Origin of the sequence: Streptomyces sp. NPDC018693 (assembly GCF_044391385.1) — a bacterium.
In the GTDB taxonomy this organism is placed as follows: Bacteria; Actinomycetota; Actinomycetes; order Streptomycetales; family Streptomycetaceae; genus Streptomyces.
Genome location: NZ_JBIRZZ010000015.1, coordinates 109,250 through 125,949 on the forward strand (window position 1 = coordinate 109,250; position 16,700 = coordinate 125,949).

Genomic DNA, 16,700 nt, shown 5'->3' on the forward strand with positions numbered 1-16,700 from the left:
GCCCGGCACCAGTGCGCGGATCGGGTCCACGCCCGCCTGCCCGCCCGCAGGCGCGGTGCACGTTCCGGCAGTGCCGGCGGATGCCGTGCTGACGCGTCCAGAGTGTTGCCGTTGGTCGGGATCAGCGCGCCGTCAGGTACTCGCCGACGACCAGGGTTCTGTCCGGCACCAGTGCGGGGCGCCGTAGCGCGTCCAGTTGGCCGCGGCCGTTCACGGGACCGGAAGCAGGTCCGTGAGTGGGGCCGCGCCCGTCGTCGGCGGAGCCGTCGGGACGGTCAGTCGTGCGGGACGACGGCGACCGGGCACGGTACGTGGTGGAGGGCCGCGTGGGCGACCGGTCCGAGCTTCCACATCAGCGGCGAGGGATGCAGACGCCGGCCCACCACGGTCAACCGGGCGTGGGCCGCGGCGGCCAGCAGCACCTGGGAGGCCGAGCCGTGCGCGGTGTGCTCCACGACGTCGACGGCCGGGAACTTCTCCCGCCACGGCGTGAGCAGCGCGGCGAGCCGCTCCCGCTCCTCGGCCGGCACACCGTCGCCCTCCGGACGAGGCTGTGTCACCAGCGCCGACAGCGGCAGCGCCCGCACCGCGCGCAGCGGGACGCCCCGTACGTCGGCGGTGGTGAAGGCGAACTCCAGCAACGGGTCGGAGGCCGGAGCGGCCTCCTGCACCCCGACCAGGATCTCGTCCCGGCCGGCGGCCGCCGGATGCCCGTAGCCGCTCTCCACGGCCGGGTCGCCGGCCCGCACGGTGACGGCGGGGCAGTGGCTCAGGCCCAGCACGTGCAGGCTGATGGAGCCGAGCAGGAAGCTCGACACCGCGCCGTGCCCCCGCGAGCCCAGCACCAGCATGGTCGCGGTCTCGCTGAGGTCCACGAGCGCGTTGGTGGCCGGCGCCGAGACCAGTTCCGAGGTCACGGACAGCGTGCCGTAGCGGTGCAGCAGCTCGGCCTCCGTCCGGCGCAGCACCTGCTCGCCGTACCGCTGCTTGCTGTGCGCCGCCTGGGCGATGGGCACGTTCAGCGGCTGCGTGGTCCACGAGTGCAGCAACAACAGGGGCAGACGCCGGTCCACCGCCTCGCGGGCGGCCCACCACGCGGCCGTCACGCTGGCGGGGGAGCCGTCGAGCCCGACGACGACGGGTCCGGTCATGACGCACCTCCGGGGTCGGCACGGCGACGGGGCGGGCCACCCCGCCGCACGTCTTTTCCTCCGGTTTCCAGACTGGACCCGGTACATGCCCCCGGGGAGGGCCGGACGGTGTGGCCTTGAGGTCCGGACGGCCCAGTGCGACGGACGGGGGCCGGCCGGAGGCTGAGAGACAGGGAAGCGGGAGGACCGGCCGCCTGCCGACGCGCGCCGGGATCCTTGTGCGGCACGCACGCCCGACCACCGGAGGGCCGGACACACCGGACACCGGAAAGGGGAGAGTGCCATGACGGGACCGAGGGCGGGGACCGCCGCCCAGGAGGTTCCCCCGGAAGCCGCCACCCCGGCCGCCCACCGGCTCAGCCCCGAAGAGGTCGCCGCCCGGCTCGGCGTCGACCCGCGCACGGGCCTCACCTCCCAGGACGCCGCCGAACGCGCCGCCGCGCATGGCCCCAACCGGCTCGCGGAACCGGCCCGACGCCCCGAATGGCTGAAGTTCCTCGACCAGTTCCGCAACTGGCTCATCGGCATCCTGCTGATCGCCGCCGTCGTCGCCGCCGCGATCGGCGAGGTGAAGGACGCCGCGGTGATCACGGTCGTGCTGCAGATCAACGCCGTCCTCGGCTACGTCCAGGAGCGGCGCGCCGAGCGCAGCCTGGAGGCCCTGCGCCGGATGCTCGTCGCCACCGCCCGGGTCCGCCGCGACGGCACCGAACGCGAGGTCGAGGCGGACACCCTGGTCCCCGGCGACGTGGTGCTGCTGGAGGCCGGCGACCGGGTCCCCGCCGACGGGCGGCTACTGGTGGCCGAGTCGGTGGAGGTCGCCGAGGCGGCCCTGACCGGGGAGTCCCAGCCGGTGGCCAAGAGCACCGCCGTGATCGGCCCGGCCGAGGTCCCCGTCGCCGAGCGCACCGGCGAGCTGTTCATGAACACCGCCCTCACCCGCGGCCGCGCGGAGATGGTCGTCACCGCCACCGGCATGGACACCGAGCTCGGCACGATCGCCGAGGCCCTGCGCACCGGCGCCGAACCGCCCAGCCCGCTCCAGGTCCAGCTGGACAGCCTCGGCCGGCGCCTGGCGGTGCTCAGCGGCGCCGCGGTCGCCCTCTACGCGGTCCTCGCCCTGGTGCGCGGCGAGGCACCCTCGGACATCGCCCTGCGGGCGGTGGCCCTGGCCGTCGCCGCCATCCCCGAGGGACTGCCCGCCGTCCTCGCCCTGAACCTGGCCCTCGGCGTGTACCGCATGGCCCGCCGCGGCGCCGTCGTCAAACGCCTCGCCGCCGTCGAGGCCCTCGGCTCGGCGACCGTCGTGTGCAGCGACAAGACCGGCACCCTCACCCTGAACGAGATGACCGTACGGTCCCTGTGGACCGCCGGCCGGCTCCACTCCGTCACCGGCGAGGGCTACGGCACCCAGGGCGCCGTCCGCTCCCACGACGGCACCCCCGCCCCGGAGGCACGACTCCGCGCCGCCGCACTGTCGTTCGCGCTGTGCAACGACGCGCGCCTCACCGACGAGGGCTTCGTCGGCGACCCGACGGAGGCCGCCCTGGTGGTCCTCGCCGCGAAGGCGGGCACGGAGGCCGACCGGCTGCGCGCCGAGCGGCCCCGCACCGGCGAACTCCCCTTCGACGCGGCCACCAAGTACATGGCGACCTTCCACGCCGAGCCCGACGGCCGCACCCGCGCGCACGTCAAGGGAGCCGTCGACGTCCTGCTCGACCGCTGCACGGCCGTACGCACCGAGGACGGCGTCCACCCCCTCGACGAGGCCCGCCGCGCCCAGGTCCGCGCCGTGGCCGCCGAACTCGGCCGCTCCGGACTGCGCGTACTCGGCGCCGCCACCGCCCTCCTCGACGGCCCCGTGGACCACGACGGCCTCACCGGGCTGACCCTGGTGGCCGTCGCCGGCCTCGCCGACCCGCCCCGCCCGCAGGCCCGCGAGGCGATGGCCCTGTGCCGCACCGCCGGCGTCGCCGTCAAGATGATCACCGGTGACCACGCGGACACCGCGGCCGCCGTCGCCCGTGAGCTGGGCATCACCGGCGAGGTGGTGACCGGCGCCGACCTCGACCGGATGCCGCAGGAGGAACTCGCCCGCCGCGTCGACGGCATCGGCGTCTTCGCCCGGGTCGCCCCCGAGCACAAGGTCGTGATCGTCCGGGCGCTCACCGCCCGCGGCCACACCGTGGCGATGACCGGCGACGGCGTGAACGACGCGGCCGCGCTGCGCGCCGCCCACATCGGCGTCGCGATGGGCCGCACCGGCACGGACGTCGCCAAGGAAGCCGCCGACATGGTCCTCACCGACGACGACTTCTCCACCATCGTCCGGGCGGTCCGCGAGGGCCGGGCGATCTACGCGAACATCGTGAAGTTCGTCCGCTTCCAGCTGGCCACCAACATCGGCGCCATCCTGACCCTGCTCGGCTCCTCCGCGGCCGGACTGCCCTCACCGCTGACCGCGGCCCAGCTGCTGTGGATCAACATCATCATGGACGGCCCGCCCGCCATGGCCCTGGCCGTCGACCCGGCCCGCGACGACACCATGCGCCGCCCGCCCCGCGACCCCGCCGAACGGATCCTTGACGCCCGCCGGCTGCTCGCCGTCGGCCGGGCCGGCGCGGTCATGGCCGTCGGCACCGTCGCCCTGTTCGCCGTCGCCCGCCCGCGGGTCGGCTCGGACACCGCCGCGACGATGGCGTTCACCACGTTCGTCCTCTTCCAGCTGGTCAACTCGCTCAACGCCCGCGCGGACGACGGCCCGGTCCTGGGCCGCCATCAGCTGACCAACCGCACCCTGTGGCTGTGCCTGGCCGGGGTGCTGACCGTGCAGGCCGGTGCGGTCCACCTGCCGTGGGCGCGGTCCGTCTTCGGCACGGTCCCGCTGAGCGCCGCCCAGTGGGCGCTGTGCGCGGCCGTCGCCTCGACGGTGCTGCTCGCCGAACTGGTCTCCCGCGCGGTGTCAGCGCCGCGGCAGCAGCGGATCCCGCGCCGGCAGCCGCCAGACGGTACGGCGCGGTGACGCGGCGCCCTCCGGCCCGTAGCCCAGCCGCAGCACCATCTGCGCGTGGGCACGGCCGTGGGCGGGCGCGGACGCGAGGTCCGCACGCAGGTCGGGCCACTCCAGGGCCTGATGCAGCAGCGAGGCCCGCACACCGTGCGCGGTCGCCACCAGCAGCACGCGCTCCAGGGCCTGCCCGGCACGCAGCCAGTCCGCCCGGCGGTCGTGCGGGGTGGACAGCACCGCGAGCCGGGGACGTGCCTCGAAGGGCCGGGCGGGCAGCGCCGCGGGACGGCGATGGGCGCCGAAGTCACGCATCGGGAGCCGCTCGCGATAGTCCTGCGGCCCCACGGCCGCCGACGGGACGCCGAGCGCCGAGACGTACGGGGCCCGCAGCCACCGCCGGCTCTCCGCCGCACGGTCGGCGTCGGCGCGGTTGCGCTGCTCGCCCTCCCACGTCAGCCGCAGCAGCCGCTCGGTGCCCTCGGCATCGGGCAGCACCAGCCGGGCACCCTCCGCCCGAGCCGCCTCGACGAGCTCGGCCGTCAGCCCGTCGGGCAGCGGCCGGTCCGCGTACGGCAGCCGGCTGCTGCGCCGGCGCCACAACGCCTCGTACAGCCCCGCCGGCACCGGCAGATGCGGCGGCCCACCGAACCGCACCCGCGCCAGCAGCCCCGGCTCACCGGGCCGCGGCAGCAGCCGCACCACCGGCTCCCAGCCGCTGTGCGCGGCCGCGACCCGCAGATTGAACAACGCGCACCCCACCGACAGATGCAGCGCCCGCCCCGCCGGATCGATGAACCGAAGCCCCCGCTCGACCGCCGCCCGCACCTCCAGCCCCGGCGCCTGCGCATCGAACCGGAACCGCCAGGGCTGGGTGTTGTGAATGGAGGGCGCGGCAGCGGCCGCCGTCAACAGCGTCCGCACCGTCGTGACATCGACATTCATGGGTCTCCTCTTCACGGGGCCGACCGCAGCGCCGCCAAAAGGGACGCGGGGCTGCAGTCGATATGCGGCTCCGCCCCCCGCGCGCGACCAGCCACGACGAGACCCGCAGACAAGAACGGCGCCTACGACACCGTCGGCTCCATCTGCGACGCAAGCACCGCCGCCTGCACCCTCCGCTGCACCCCCAGCTTCGCCAGCAGTCGCGAAATGTGATTCTTGACCGTCTTCTCCGACAGATACAGCCGCTGACCGATCTCCCGATTGGTCAGCCCGTCCCCGATCAGCGTCAGAATCTCCCGCTCACGAGGCGAAAGACTCGCCAGCTCCGGCGACTCCTCCGGCGCCGGCGCCGGCTCGGTCCGCAGCGTCCGCATCAGCCGCGCCGTGGTCGCCGGATCGAGCATCGACTGCCCCGACGCCACCGTCCGCACCGCCGACACCAGATCCGACCCACGGATCTGCTTCAGCACATACCCCGACGCCCCCGCCATGATCGCGTCCAGCAGCGCGTCCTCGTCGTCGAACGACGTCAGCATGAGCACGGCCAGCTCCGGCATACGGCTGCGCAGCTCACGGCAGACGGTGATGCCGTCCCCGTCGGGCAGACGGACGTCCAGGACGGCCACATGCGGCCGTACCGCGGGAGCGCGCACCATGGCGTGCTCCACGTTCTCCGCGTCGCCGACGACGGTGATGTCCGCCTCGGCGTCCAGCAGGTCCGCCAGTCCGCGCCGGACGACCTCGTGGTCGTCGAGCAGGAAGACGCGGATCGGGTCCTGCGGTGTGTAGGTGCGTGCCTCGGGCATGTCGACCCCTTGTGGTTCCCCGGTGGTGGCGGACTGCGGGCCGCCCCTGCCGACGATCCTCACCCCCAGGCGCCGCGCGCACTAGGGCCTTCCGGCCCCTTCAAGTTCGAACCGCACGTCCACCACCCCTTCGACCGCCCGGACCAGCCGCGCGGCCACCGGAACCAGGGACCGGTCCCGCACCCGCCCGGCGAGCACCACGACCCCCTCGTCCACCGCCACCCGTACCGACGACGCCGGCATCGGGAAGAGATAGGCCACGACCTCCCGCCGTACCTCCTCCGCGATGTCCTCGTCGTCCCGCAGGAACACCTTCAGCAGGTCGGTCCGGCTGACCACGCCCACGAGCAGGCCCGCCTCGTCGACGACGGGCAGCCGCTTGACCCGGGCCCGCGCCATGGTCCGCGCGGCCTGGGCGAGCGTCGCGTCGGCGGTGACGGTGAGCGCGGGGGAGGTCATCAGCTCGCCCGCCGTGAGCGAACCCGCCTTCGCGAGGTCGGACAGCCGGCGCAGCTGCGTGTACCGGTCGGGGTCGCTGTCGCGGAACTCCTCCTTGGGCAGCAGATCGGCCTCGGAGACCACCCCGACGACCCGGCCCGCCGCGTCCACCACGGGCAGGGCACTCACCTTGCGGCCGTGCAGGACACGCACGATCTCCTTGAAGACGGCACTGCGGCCGACCCGGGCGACGGAGCGCGTCATCACGTCGCCGACGATGTGCGGGGCCGCCCGCCGGCCGACGGCACCGGTCTCCTGGACGTCGGTCATCGCTCGCCCCCGCTCCCGTACGGGCCGTACAGGTCGAGCAGCCGGGCGCGGGCCGAGTGCAGCCGGTGCGCCACGACCCCGCCGACCCACTCGGCGACGGCCCGCCCGAACGCGGTGTCGCCCGCGCACATCGCGCGGACCTCGACCGCGTCGAACTCGTACGCCCGGACCGGGCTCGCCGCCTCGGCACCCAGATGCCAGGTGTGCGGCGGGAACAGCCAGGACCAGCCGACGAGTTCGTTGTGGCCGAGGGACTCGATGACGGCCGCGCGGCGGCCGGGGACCCGCATGTCCAGGTCGACGGTGCCGGTGCGCACGATCCAGAACCGGTCGGCGCGACCGCCTTCCTCGAAGAGGCGGGTGCCCTGGGGGAACGCCACCTCCTGGGCGATCCCCATCAGCCGCTGCCGGTGTTCGGCGGACAGCGCCCGCGGCATGCTCATCGTGACGGGAGCGTTCATGGCGTGCCTCCAGGAAGGCGCGTACGGAAGGACCACCTCCAGCCTGCGCGGACACCGCTCCCCGGACCATGGGCCACCCGGCCCCCGGACCGGGCCGGCCGGCCGGTGAGTCCCCCCGGGCCTGTGAACGGCGATACCGAGCGGGCGGGCAGGCGCCGGTGCCCTGCGGCCCGACCGGTCCCGCGGAAGGGGCCGTTCAGCCCCCTGGACGCCGACTTTCGGCATCCGGCGGGAGACGTCGGACGAGGCCAGATTGGGCGGTGCAAGAACCGAAGGAACGAGCCGCAGACAACGACTCCCGAAGGGATCACCACCATGGCCGTTCACCACCACCCGCACCGTCACATGGGCTTCCGCCTCCCGTCTCTGCGCGGGGCGGGGACGGCCGAGACCGTCACCGACACGGCCGCCACGACGGTGAGCGCGTATGTCTTCGCCGGCCTGCGACTGCTGACCGGGTTCGTCTTCCTGTGGGCGTTCCTGGACAAGACCTTCGGTCTTGGCTACGCCACCCAGTCCGGCAAGGGCTGGATCGACGGCGGATCGCCCACCAAGGGCTTCCTGAGCAACGTCGCGGTCGGACCCATGGAGTCCACCTTCCAGGCGTGGGCCGGGGACGCCTGGGCGGACTGGCTGTTCATGCTGGGCCTGCTCGGCATCGGCGTCGCCGTGATGAGCGGCGTCGCGCTGCGCCTGGCCGCCGTCGCCGGCACCGCCATGATGGCGCTGATGTGGATCGCCGAGTGGCCGCCCGCGAAGCACCTGTCCGACGGTTCGCTCAGCATGTCGACGAACCCGTTCGCCGACTACCACGTGATCTACGCCGTCGTCCTGATCGCCCTCGCGGCCGTCGGCGCCGGCGCCACCTGGGGACTGGGCCGCCAGTGGGCGCGGCTTCCCTTCGTCAGCCGCCACTCCTGGCTGAGGTGAACCCTCCCCGGCACGGCGGGTCCCGCCGCAGGGGCCCACCGCGCCGGGACCGCGCCGAGCCGCCCCGTCCCGAAGCTCCCCACCTGACATCCGATCCGGAGGCAGACACCATGGTCCGCACAGTTGTCGCAGGTCTCGACGGCTCCCCCGAAAGCAGGGCCGCCGTCGAATGGGCGGCCCGGGAGGCGTTGTCACGCGGCCTGCCGCTGACCGTTCTGCACGTGTGGCAGCCCGTCCCCGAGCCGATGGCCCAGGAGCCGCCGCTCGGCGCGGAGACCCAACGGCACTGGACCGAGCGCATCCCGCGCGAGACCGCCGCGGGCCTCAGACTGCGCCACCCCGGCCTGGAGGTCACCCCCGAGCAGCGCCACGGAAGCCCCTTCGCCATCCTCACCGAGGTGGCGAAGGACGCCGAGCTGCTGGTGCTCGGATCGCGCGGACTGAGCGGACTCGGCGGGTTCGTCGTCGGCTCCGTCGGCCTGTACGTGGTGGCTCACGCCCAGCGGCCGGTCGTCCTGGTCCGCGCCGGGGAACGGGCCGCCGACGAGCACGAGCCCGACCCGGCGGGCGCCCCGTCCGCCGTCACCCCGTTCCGGCCCGTGGTGCTCGGCCTCGACCCGGCCGGCCCCGACGACTCGGTCGTCGGGTTCGCGTTCGAGTCGGCGGCCCGCCGCGACACCGCGCTGCGCGTCGTCCACGGCTGGAGCCTGCCGCCCTACTTCACCTACGGTCCGAGCGCCGACGCCGCCCTGCACGGCGAGGTCGCCCGGCAGCAGGCCGCCGCGCTCAGCGAGGTCCTCGCCCCCTGGCGGGCGAAGTACCCGGCGGTGGAGGTCGTCGAGGACTCCCGCTCCGGCAGCGCCGCCAACCACCTGATCGACGCCTCCCACGAGGCGTCCCTGGTGGTCGTCGGCCGACGCGTCCGCCGCAGCCCGCTCGGCGCCCACACCGGCCCCGTCGCCCACGCCGTCCTGCACCACGCCACCGCCCCCGTCGCCGTCGTCTCGCACGGCTGACCCACCCACCCGACCCACGTAACAACCCGAGGAGTTGACGACCCCATGAAGGCAGCGGTCGTACGAGCATTCGGCGAGCCCCTGGTCATCGAGGAGCGCCCCGACCCCGTGCCCGGCCCCGGCCAGGTCCGCATCCGCGTCGAGGCGTCCGGGCTGTGCCACACCGACATCCACGCCGCGCACGGCGACTGGCCGGTCAAGCCGAACCCGCCGTTCGTGCCCGGCCACGAAGGCGTCGGCCTCGTCGAGGAACTCGGCGACGGCGTCACCCACCTGAGCGTGGGGCAGCGGGTCGCCGTGCCCTGGCTCGGCAAGGCGTGCGGACACTGCGAGCACTGCCTGTCCGGCTGGGAGACGCTGTGCGAGCAGCAGATCAACACCGGCTACGGCTGCGACGGCGGCTACGCCGAGAAGATGCTCGCCTGGGCCGACTACGCCCAGCCGGTCCCCGACGGCGTCACTCCCTTCGACGCCGCACCGCTGACCTGCGCCGGCGTCACCACCTACAAGGCGCTGAAGGTCGCCGACGTCCGGCCCACCCAGCTCGTCGCGATCTCCGGCGTCGGCGGACTCGGCCATCTCGCCGTCCAGTACGCGAAGATCGCCGGCGCGAACGTCGCCGCCATCGACGTCACCGACGAGAAGCTGGAACTGGCCCGCGACCTCGGCGCCGACCTCGTCATCGACGCCCGCAAGGAGGACGTCGGCGCGACCCTCAAGAAGTACGGCGGCGCCCACGCGGCCATCGCCCTCGCCGTCAACGAGTCCGCCTTCGCCGCCGTCAACGCCGGGCTGCGGCGCGGCGGCAAGCTGGTCATGGTCGCCCTCCCCGCGCAGGGCACGGTCCAGGTGCCGATCTTCGACACCGTCCTGAACGGCACCTCCGTGATCGGCTCGATCGTCGGCACCCGCCAGGACCTCGCCGAGGTCTTCCAGCTGCACGCGGCCGGCCGCACGAAGGTCATCCACGAGACCCGCCCGCTGGACTCCGTCAACGACTCCATCGAGGCGGTGCTGCGCGGCGAGGTCAAGGCCCGCATCGTCTTCGACCTGGGCGCGGGACGGTGACCACCATGCAACTGCCCCTGGTCGTCGGCGTGGACGGCTCCGAGCCGAGCCTGCGCGCCGTCGACTGGGCGGCCGACGAGGCCGCCCTGCGCGGGGCGCGGCTGCGGGTGGTGTACGCCTCCCTGTGGGAGCGCTACGAGGGCAAGGCCGTCGCCCGGGACTTCAACCGGCCGGCCGACGAGCTGCGCGCGGACGACATCCTCGACACCGCCGCCCGTCGCGCCCGCACCCGGCAGCCCGACCTGAAGGTCACCGCCGAGGCGCTGCCCGAGGAACCCGAGTACGCCCTCGTCCACGAGGGACGGCAGGCCGCGCTGCTGGTCATGGGCACCCGCGGCCGCAGTGGCATCGTCAACCTGCTGCTCGGCTCGGTCAGCCTGACCGTGGCCGCGCACGCTCCCTGCCCGGTGGTCGTGCTGCGCGGCAGCCACGACAACCAGACCGCGGCCCCGGTCCACGGCCGCGTCGTCGTGGGCGTCGGCGAGGACCCCGACGACGGCACCGTGCTGCGCTTCGCCTACGAGGAGGCGCGGCGGCGCGGCGCGATCCTGGAGGCCGTACGGGTCTGGCGGTGCCCGGCGCACGAGACGAGCGACCACCCGCGGCTCGCCGGGGAGTCCGCCCTGCTGCACGAGAAACGGGCCGCCGAGGCCCTGGACGCGGCCCTGAAGGACGCCCCGCCGGACATCGAACTGCACCGCCGCACCGTCGAGGGACACGCCCGGCGGGTCCTGGTGGACGTCTCCCACCGCGCCGACCTGCTGATCGTCGGCGCCCAGCGGCGCGAGGGACACCTCGGGCTGCAACTGGGCCGGGTCGCGCACGCGGCACTGCACCACTCCGCGTGCCCGGTGGCCGTCGTACCGCACCCGGCGTGAGAACCGCCGGTCGGGTCACAGGCTCGCCGCGTGGTCGGGCACATACCTCTGCAGATCGCGCGGCGGGCGCACATACCCGGTGGACTCCGGCCGCTCGGGCAGCTCCAGCACCGGCGGCGGCACATCGTGGTAGGGCAGCGTGTCCAGCAGATGGGCGATCATGTTCAGCCGCGCCCGCCGCTTGTCGTCGCTCTCCACCACGTACCAGGGCGCCTCCCGGATGTCGGTGTGCACCATCATGTCGTCCTTGGCCCGCGAGTACGCCTCCCAGCGGGTCAGCGACTCCAGGTCCATCGGCGACAGCTTCCACCGCCGCAGCGGATCCTCCAGCCGGCGCTGGAAACGCTCCTGCTGCTCGGCGTCGCTCACCGAGAACCAGTACTTGCGCAGCAGGATCCCGTCCTCCACCAGCATCCGCTCGAAGATCGGGCAATGGCGCAGGAACAGCTGGTGCTCCTCCTTCGTGCAGAAGCCCATCACATGCTCCACCCCGGCCCGGTTGTACCAGGACCGGTCGAACAGCACGATCTCGCCGGCCGCCGGCAGATGCTCGACGTACCGCTGGAAGTACCACTGGGTGCGCTGCCGCTCGGTCGGCTTCGGCAGCGCCGCGATCCGGGCCACACGGGGGTTGAGGTGCTCGGTGACCCGCTTGATGGTCCCGCCCTTGCCGGCCGCGTCCCGCCCCTCGAAGATCACGACCAGCCGGGCCCCCTCGGCCCGCACCCACTCCTGGACCTTGACCAACTCGGTCTGCAGCCGCAGCAGTTCGCGCTCGTAGACCTTCCGCGACAGCTTCCCCGTGTCGTTGCCGGACATGGCGCCCTGACTCCCCTCGCCGAGGTCGCGGAGCCGAGGGCCGACCGGCCCCCCGGCCACCGCCGGACAGCCCATGGGATCCCGCGGCGTTCCGCTGGACGCTCGAAGTGTAGAAAGCCTGGAGGAGATCCGCGATGTCGGTCGACCCGCTCACCCGCCCGCCGGTCCACGCGCTGCTCGCGGACGGCACCACCGTGTGCATCCGCGCGGTCCGCCCCGGCGACCACGAACAGCTGCGCGGCTTCTACGAGGAGATGTCCCCGGAGAACCTGCGCCTGCGGTTCTTCTCCGCGAGCCGCCGCTCCGCCGACCTGGCCGCCGACCGGGCCTGCGCGCCCACCCACCCGGGCTACCGGGCACTGGTCGCCGAGACCCAGGGACGGATCATCGGTCTCGCCGAGTACGACACCGGCGGCCGGGACGGCGACGGCGGGCGGACCGCGGAGATCTCCATCGCCGTCGCCGACGGACTCCACCACCGTGGCGTCGGCACCCTCCTCGTCGAGCACCTGGTCTCCGCCGCCCGCGCCGCGGGCGTCACCCACTTCACCGCCGACGCGCTCAGCGAGAACCACGAGGTGCTGCGCCTCTTCGCCGACCTCGGGCTGCGCACCGCCCGCCGGTTCGAGGGGCCCGAGGTGCGCTGCCGTATCGAGCTGGACCAGGACGACACGTATCTGACGGCCGTCGAGGAGCGCGGCCGCGGCGCCGACGTCGCCAGTCTGCGGCCGCTGCTGCGGCCAGAGGCGGTCGCCGTGGTCGGCGCCGGACGCCGGGCCGGCTCCATCGGGCGGGCCGTGCTGCACCACCTCAAGGACGGCGGCTTCACCGGCCGCCTGTTCGCCGTCAACCCCGGCGCGGTCAACATCCTCGGCGTGCCCTGCCACCCGTCCGTGGCCGCCCTGCCCGTCACCCCCGACCTCGCGGTGATCGCCGTCCCGGCCGCCGCCGTCCCGCAGACCGCCGAGGAGTGCGGCAAGGCGGGCGTGCGCGCCCTGCTCGTCGTCACCGCGGGACTCGGCGCCGACGAGGCCCGCGACCTGCTGGGGATCTGCCGCACCCACGGCATGCGCCTGGTCGGCCCCAACTGCCTCGGCCTGTCCAACACCGACCCCGAGCTGTGTCTGGACGCCACCTTCGCCGCCGGCCATCCGCTGCCCGGCAGCGCGGGCGTCGCCGTCCAGTCCGGCGGCGTCGGCATCGCCCTGCTCGACGGCCTGTCCCGGCTCGGCGTCGGCGTGTCCTCCTTCGCCTCCCTCGGCGACAAGTACGACGTCAGCGGCAACGACATGCTCCAGTGGTGGGAGAGCGACGGCCGCACCCGCCTCGCCCTGCTCCACCTGGAGTCCTTCGGCAGCCCCCGCGCCTTCTCCCGCACCGCCCGCCGCGTCACCCGCCGGATGCCCGTGCTCACCGTCGACGCCGGCCGCACCGAGGCCGGCCGCCGCGCCGCCGCCTCGCACACCGCGGCCGCCGCCACCCGCACCATGACCCGCGGCGCCCTGTTCACCCAGGCCGGCATCACCGCCACCCGCTCCTGCGGCGAACTCCTGGAGGCCGCCGCCCTGCTGCACTCCCAGCCGCTGCCCACCGGCCCGCGCGTCGCGATCGTCACCAACGCCGGCGGCGCCGGTGTCCTCGCCGCCGACGCCTGCGCCGAGGCCGGGCTCAGCCTGCCCACGCCCGGCACCGAACTCGTCGCCGACCTCATCGACGTCCTGCCCGAGGGCGCCGCCGTCGGCAACCCCGTCGACGCCTCCGCCGCCGTCTCCGAGGAACAGCTCGCCGGCTGTGTGGAGCGGATCGCCCGCCACGAGGGCTTCGACGCCGTCCTGGTGGCGCTGGTGCCCACCGCGGTCGCCGCCGCCACCGGCGACGACCTCGTCCGCGCGGTCACCGAGACCGCCGCCCGCCGGGTGAAGCCGGTCGTCGTGGTCCGCCTCGAACAGGCCCTGCCCGTCGAACTGCTGCCCGCCGCCGAGAGCGGCACCATCCCCTCCTACGCAGAACCCCAGGCAGCCGCCCGCGCGCTCGCCCACGCCGCGCGCCGCGCCGCCTGGCTGGACCGGCCCGCCGGGACCGTCCCCGACCTCGACGGCGTCGACACCGAGCGCGCCCAGCGCGTCGTCGAGACCTACCTCGACGCGCACCCCGACGGCGGCTGGCTCGACCCGCGCATGTGCGCCGAACTCCTCGACTGCTACGGCATCCCCCAACTGCCCTGGGCCTGGGCCGACAGCGAGGACCGGGCGGTGCTGGCCGCCGAGCGGCTGCGCGGCGCCGACGGCCGGGTGGTGATGAAGGGCCACTGGCCCGGCCTGCTGCACAAGAGCGCCGAGCACGCCGTCCATCTCGACCTGCGCGGCGACGCCCAGGTCCGCGCCGCCTACCGCGACCTGGACACCCGGTTCGCCGGACTGCTCACGGGCGTACTGCTCCAGCCGCTCGCCGACCGCGGCACCGAACTGTTCGCCGGGGTCGTCCAGGACGAGGTGTTCGGACCGCTCGTGCTGTTCGGCCTCGGCGGCACCGCCACCGAGGTGCTCGCCGACCACGCCGCCCGGCTCGCACCCCTCACCGACCACGACGTCCACGACCTGATCACGTCCCCGCGCTGCGCGCCGCTGCTGTTCGGCCCGCAGGGCGGCGGACCCGTCGACCTGGCCGGTCTGGAGCAGGTCCTGCACCGGCTGTCCCGCATGGCGAGCGATCTGCCCCAGCTCGCCGAGGCCGACTTCAACCCGGTCCTCGCCACACCGGGCGGAGTGACCGTGCTCGACGCGCGCGTGCGCCTGCTGCCGCGCGGCCCCCAGGACCCCTATCTGCGCCGGCTCCGCTGAGGATCCGCGCCCGCTCCGCCGAGGAGGGAACACCATGAAGCACAACAAGGTCGGCTCCGTGATGACCACGGACGTCGTCCGCGCCGAGTACGGCACCCCGTTCAAGGAGGTCGCCCGGCAGCTCGGTGAACACCGCATCAGCGGACTGCCCGTGGTCGACGAGGACGAGCGGGTCATCGGCGTCGTCTCGGAGACGGACCTGATGGTCCACCAGGCGGGGCTGCCCGACCCGTACGAGCCGAAGAGGCGCCTGCGTCTCGCCGCGCTCACGCCCGCCGCCCGCCGGCAGGCCGTCAAGGCGAAGGCGCGCACCGCGGGGCAGCTGATGACCGCGCCGGCCATCACGGTCCACGTCGACGACACCATCGTCGAGGCCGCCCGGACCATGGCTCAGCACCGTGTGGAGCGGCTGCCCGTCCTCGACGAGGAGAACCGGCTCGTCGGCATCGTCACCCGCCGCGACCTGCTGACGGTGTTCCTGCGCCCCGACGGGGAGATCCGCGCCGAGGTGATCGACGAGGTGCTGGTGCGGGCGCTGTGGCTCACCCCGCGCAGCGTCGACGTGTCCGTCACCGACGGCGTGGTCACGCTCACCGGGCAGCTGGAGCGCAAGAGCGAGACGGAGATCGCCGTCTCCATGACCCGGCAGATCGACGGGGTCGTCGCGGTCGTCGACAAACTGACGTACCGCCTCGACGACGCCCGGATCCAGCCGGCCGAACAGACCCTGCAGGGTGTCGCCGACGACTGGCTGCGGCGACTCTGACCGGCCGAGGAGGCGGACCACCATGACCACGAACCCGTCGAACGCACCTCATGTACTGGTCGCGTACGGCTCCACCAACGGCTCGACCGCGCAGATCGCCGAAGCCGTGGCCGGGGTGCTGCGCAAGGAGGGCTGCACGGCGGAGTCGGCATCCGGGGGGCTCGTCGAGGACGTCACGCCGTACGACGCCGTCGTGGTCGGCGGCGCCCTGTACGCGGGACGCTGGCACAAGGACGCCCGCCGCTTCGTGCGCCGGCACCGCCGCGCGCTCGCAGAGCGCCCGCTGTGGCTGTTCAGCAGCGGCCCCCTGGACACCTCGGCCGCCGAACGGGACATTCCGCCCGCCCCCGGCGTCCGCCGCGTCATGGACCGCCTCGACGCCCGCGGCCACATCACCTTCGGCGGCCGCCTGGAGGAGGGCGCCAAGGGCCGCATCGCCCGCATGCTCCTCCGTAACGGCAAGGGCGGTGACTTCCGCGACTTCCCGACGATCGAGGACTGGGCCTCCCGGGTCGCCACGGAACTGACGAACCCACAGCTCGGCCTCTGACCCGCACCGCGCACACGCCGACGGCCCCGCGCCACACAGCTGCTGTCGGCGTGTCCGGGGTCCTGCGCACCCTTCGCCCCGTTGACCGTCTGGTCGGCGGGGCGAAGTCGTACGAAGTGGGCGATGCGGGTGCGGGCTCGGGTGTGCCGGTGAGCCGGCGCTGGAGGCTGGTCCTGGCGAGGCCCTGGTAGCGGGATCCGCGCAGAACGCAGCGCCCCGCGGCCGCCTCCGCCGCCTTTCCGACAGTGGTGCTGATTTCCCTCATTGCATCCCTGACTTCGTCGCCAGCGGCTGGACTTGGAAACCACCGGTCGCGAAACCGGTCGCGAACAGGGAAAGCCGCACACGCGGAATGAAAGCCACCTTGCGCACCATTGGCGCGCCTCCGCGACGCGCTGTTCGAACTCCGGTGATCACCATCGACCCCGGCATCCCGACACGGCGACGCACCCTCCTCCAACGCCATGAACGGCTCATACCTGGACATTGAAAGCAAGTTTTCCGTGGCCTGCGTCACGCCGAGGGAAGGTTGTACGGGCCGGCGTCATGATTTCGTGAAGGAGATGCGCCGATCCATCAAATATCCACGATTCGCTGGGCCATTGGGGCCTCGGCAAGTCCAACTTGCCTAGAGTTCCTGTGGCTTTGATGCCGTCCACGGTGTGAAATCCGGCGCGTCACCCCATTACTCGTAGAAG

The 16,700-nt window shown here is 73.9% G+C and carries 14 protein-coding genes; 8 read left to right on the top strand and 6 right to left on the bottom strand.

The genetic code is table 11. The annotated features are described in order from the left end of the window. Positions 1–275: 275 nt before the first annotated feature. Entirely contained in the window at positions 276–1,151 is an 876-nt protein-coding gene (locus ACH5AC_RS30830; protein ID WP_398865518.1) for a universal stress protein, read from the bottom strand. Positions 1,152–1,434: 283 nt separating this feature from the next. Between ACH5AC_RS30830 and ACH5AC_RS30835 the strand changes: the two genes are divergently transcribed. After that, positions 1,435–4,173 (top strand): cation-translocating P-type ATPase, encoded by a 2,739-nt coding sequence (locus ACH5AC_RS30835; RefSeq protein ID WP_398865519.1) that lies wholly within the window; start codon positions 1,435–1,437, stop codon positions 4,171–4,173. On the opposite strand, the gene ACH5AC_RS30840 is transcribed toward ACH5AC_RS30835, so the two are convergent. From ACH5AC_RS30840 to ACH5AC_RS30855, 4 genes are all read right to left on the bottom strand, one after another. Then, entirely contained in the window at positions 4,114–5,100 is a 987-nt protein-coding gene (locus ACH5AC_RS30840; RefSeq protein WP_398865521.1) for an Acg family FMN-binding oxidoreductase, read from the bottom strand. The two genes, ACH5AC_RS30835 and ACH5AC_RS30840, sit on opposite strands and share 60 nt — an antisense overlap. A gap of 122 nt (positions 5,101–5,222) precedes the next feature. Continuing rightward, entirely contained in the window at positions 5,223–5,906 is a 684-nt protein-coding gene (locus ACH5AC_RS30845; RefSeq protein WP_398865523.1) for a response regulator, read from the bottom strand. Between the two features lie 81 nt (positions 5,907–5,987). Further along, a complete protein-coding gene (locus ACH5AC_RS30850; RefSeq protein WP_398865525.1) occupies positions 5,988–6,674 on the bottom strand; it encodes a CBS domain-containing protein in 687 nt (228 codons plus the stop codon). Next, the gene (locus ACH5AC_RS30855) at positions 6,671–7,135 is read right to left on the bottom strand and encodes a cyclic nucleotide-binding domain-containing protein (protein ID WP_398865526.1); all 465 of its coding nucleotides are present in this window, start codon (positions 7,133–7,135) and stop codon (positions 6,671–6,673) included. The genes ACH5AC_RS30850 and ACH5AC_RS30855 overlap by 4 nt, the downstream gene beginning before the upstream one ends. A gap of 315 nt (positions 7,136–7,450) precedes the next feature. Between ACH5AC_RS30855 and ACH5AC_RS30860 the strand changes: the two genes are divergently transcribed. From ACH5AC_RS30860 to ACH5AC_RS30875, 4 genes are all read left to right on the top strand, one after another. Further along, positions 7,451–8,065 (top strand): hypothetical protein, encoded by a 615-nt coding sequence (locus ACH5AC_RS30860; RefSeq protein ID WP_398865528.1) that lies wholly within the window; start codon positions 7,451–7,453, stop codon positions 8,063–8,065. A gap of 110 nt (positions 8,066–8,175) precedes the next feature. After that, positions 8,176–9,081 carry a universal stress protein gene (locus ACH5AC_RS30865; RefSeq protein WP_398865529.1) on the top strand — a complete coding sequence of 302 codons (906 nt, stop codon included), beginning with the start codon at positions 8,176–8,178 and terminating at the stop codon, positions 9,079–9,081. A gap of 45 nt (positions 9,082–9,126) precedes the next feature. Continuing rightward, complete coding sequence (gene adhP / locus ACH5AC_RS30870; RefSeq protein WP_398865530.1) at positions 9,127–10,149, top strand: alcohol dehydrogenase AdhP; 1,023 nt, start codon at positions 9,127–9,129, stop codon at positions 10,147–10,149. Between the two features lie 5 nt (positions 10,150–10,154). Then, a complete protein-coding gene (locus tag ACH5AC_RS30875) occupies positions 10,155–11,027 on the top strand; it encodes a universal stress protein (RefSeq protein ID WP_398865531.1) in 873 nt (290 codons plus the stop codon). Positions 11,028–11,042: 15 nt separating this feature from the next. On the opposite strand, the gene ppk2 is transcribed toward ACH5AC_RS30875, so the two are convergent. Then, a complete protein-coding gene (ppk2, locus tag ACH5AC_RS30880) occupies positions 11,043–11,846 on the bottom strand; it encodes a polyphosphate kinase 2 (RefSeq protein ID WP_398865532.1) in 804 nt (267 codons plus the stop codon). A gap of 134 nt (positions 11,847–11,980) precedes the next feature. Here ppk2 and ACH5AC_RS30885 point away from each other — a divergent pair, with 134 nt between their 5' ends. From ACH5AC_RS30885 to ACH5AC_RS30895, 3 genes are read left to right on the top strand one after another with little or no spacing between them, the layout of a single operon-like run. Next, entirely contained in the window at positions 11,981–14,686 is a 2,706-nt protein-coding gene (locus ACH5AC_RS30885) for a GNAT family N-acetyltransferase (RefSeq protein ID WP_398865533.1), read from the top strand. Between the two features lie 34 nt (positions 14,687–14,720). After that, on the top strand, positions 14,721–15,452 hold the full coding sequence (locus ACH5AC_RS30890; RefSeq protein ID WP_398865534.1) for a CBS domain-containing protein: 732 nt from the start codon (positions 14,721–14,723) through the stop codon (positions 15,450–15,452). A 22-nt stretch (positions 15,453–15,474) separates the two neighbouring features. After that, on the top strand, positions 15,475–16,002 hold the full coding sequence (locus tag ACH5AC_RS30895; RefSeq protein WP_398865535.1) for a flavodoxin domain-containing protein: 528 nt from the start codon (positions 15,475–15,477) through the stop codon (positions 16,000–16,002). The last annotated feature ends 698 nt before the right edge of the window (positions 16,003–16,700 follow it).

Excerpts from the sequence above, each read along its gene's own strand:
- ACH5AC_RS30830 (WP_398865518.1), bottom strand. The coding sequence starts at position 1,151 with ATGACCGGACCCGTCGTCGTCGGGCTCGACGGCTCCCCCGCCAGCGTG.
- ACH5AC_RS30835 (WP_398865519.1), top strand. The coding sequence starts at position 1,435 with ATGACGGGACCGAGGGCGGGGACCGCCGCCCAGGAGGTTCCCCCGGAA.
- ACH5AC_RS30840 (WP_398865521.1), bottom strand. The coding sequence starts at position 5,100 with ATGAATGTCGATGTCACGACGGTGCGGACGCTGTTGACGGCGGCCGCT.
- ACH5AC_RS30845 (WP_398865523.1), bottom strand. The coding sequence starts at position 5,906 with ATGCCCGAGGCACGCACCTACACACCGCAGGACCCGATCCGCGTCTTC.
- ACH5AC_RS30850 (WP_398865525.1), bottom strand. The coding sequence starts at position 6,674 with ATGACCGACGTCCAGGAGACCGGTGCCGTCGGCCGGCGGGCGGCCCCG.
- ACH5AC_RS30855 (WP_398865526.1), bottom strand. The coding sequence starts at position 7,135 with ATGAACGCTCCCGTCACGATGAGCATGCCGCGGGCGCTGTCCGCCGAA.
- ACH5AC_RS30860 (WP_398865528.1), top strand. The coding sequence starts at position 7,451 with ATGGCCGTTCACCACCACCCGCACCGTCACATGGGCTTCCGCCTCCCG.
- ACH5AC_RS30865 (WP_398865529.1), top strand. The coding sequence starts at position 8,176 with ATGGTCCGCACAGTTGTCGCAGGTCTCGACGGCTCCCCCGAAAGCAGG.
- adhP (WP_398865530.1), top strand. The coding sequence starts at position 9,127 with ATGAAGGCAGCGGTCGTACGAGCATTCGGCGAGCCCCTGGTCATCGAG.
- ACH5AC_RS30875 (WP_398865531.1), top strand. The coding sequence starts at position 10,155 with ATGCAACTGCCCCTGGTCGTCGGCGTGGACGGCTCCGAGCCGAGCCTG.
- ppk2 (WP_398865532.1), bottom strand. The coding sequence starts at position 11,846 with ATGTCCGGCAACGACACGGGGAAGCTGTCGCGGAAGGTCTACGAGCGC.
- ACH5AC_RS30885 (WP_398865533.1), top strand. The coding sequence starts at position 11,981 with ATGTCGGTCGACCCGCTCACCCGCCCGCCGGTCCACGCGCTGCTCGCG.
- ACH5AC_RS30890 (WP_398865534.1), top strand. The coding sequence starts at position 14,721 with ATGAAGCACAACAAGGTCGGCTCCGTGATGACCACGGACGTCGTCCGC.
- ACH5AC_RS30895 (WP_398865535.1), top strand. The coding sequence starts at position 15,475 with ATGACCACGAACCCGTCGAACGCACCTCATGTACTGGTCGCGTACGGC.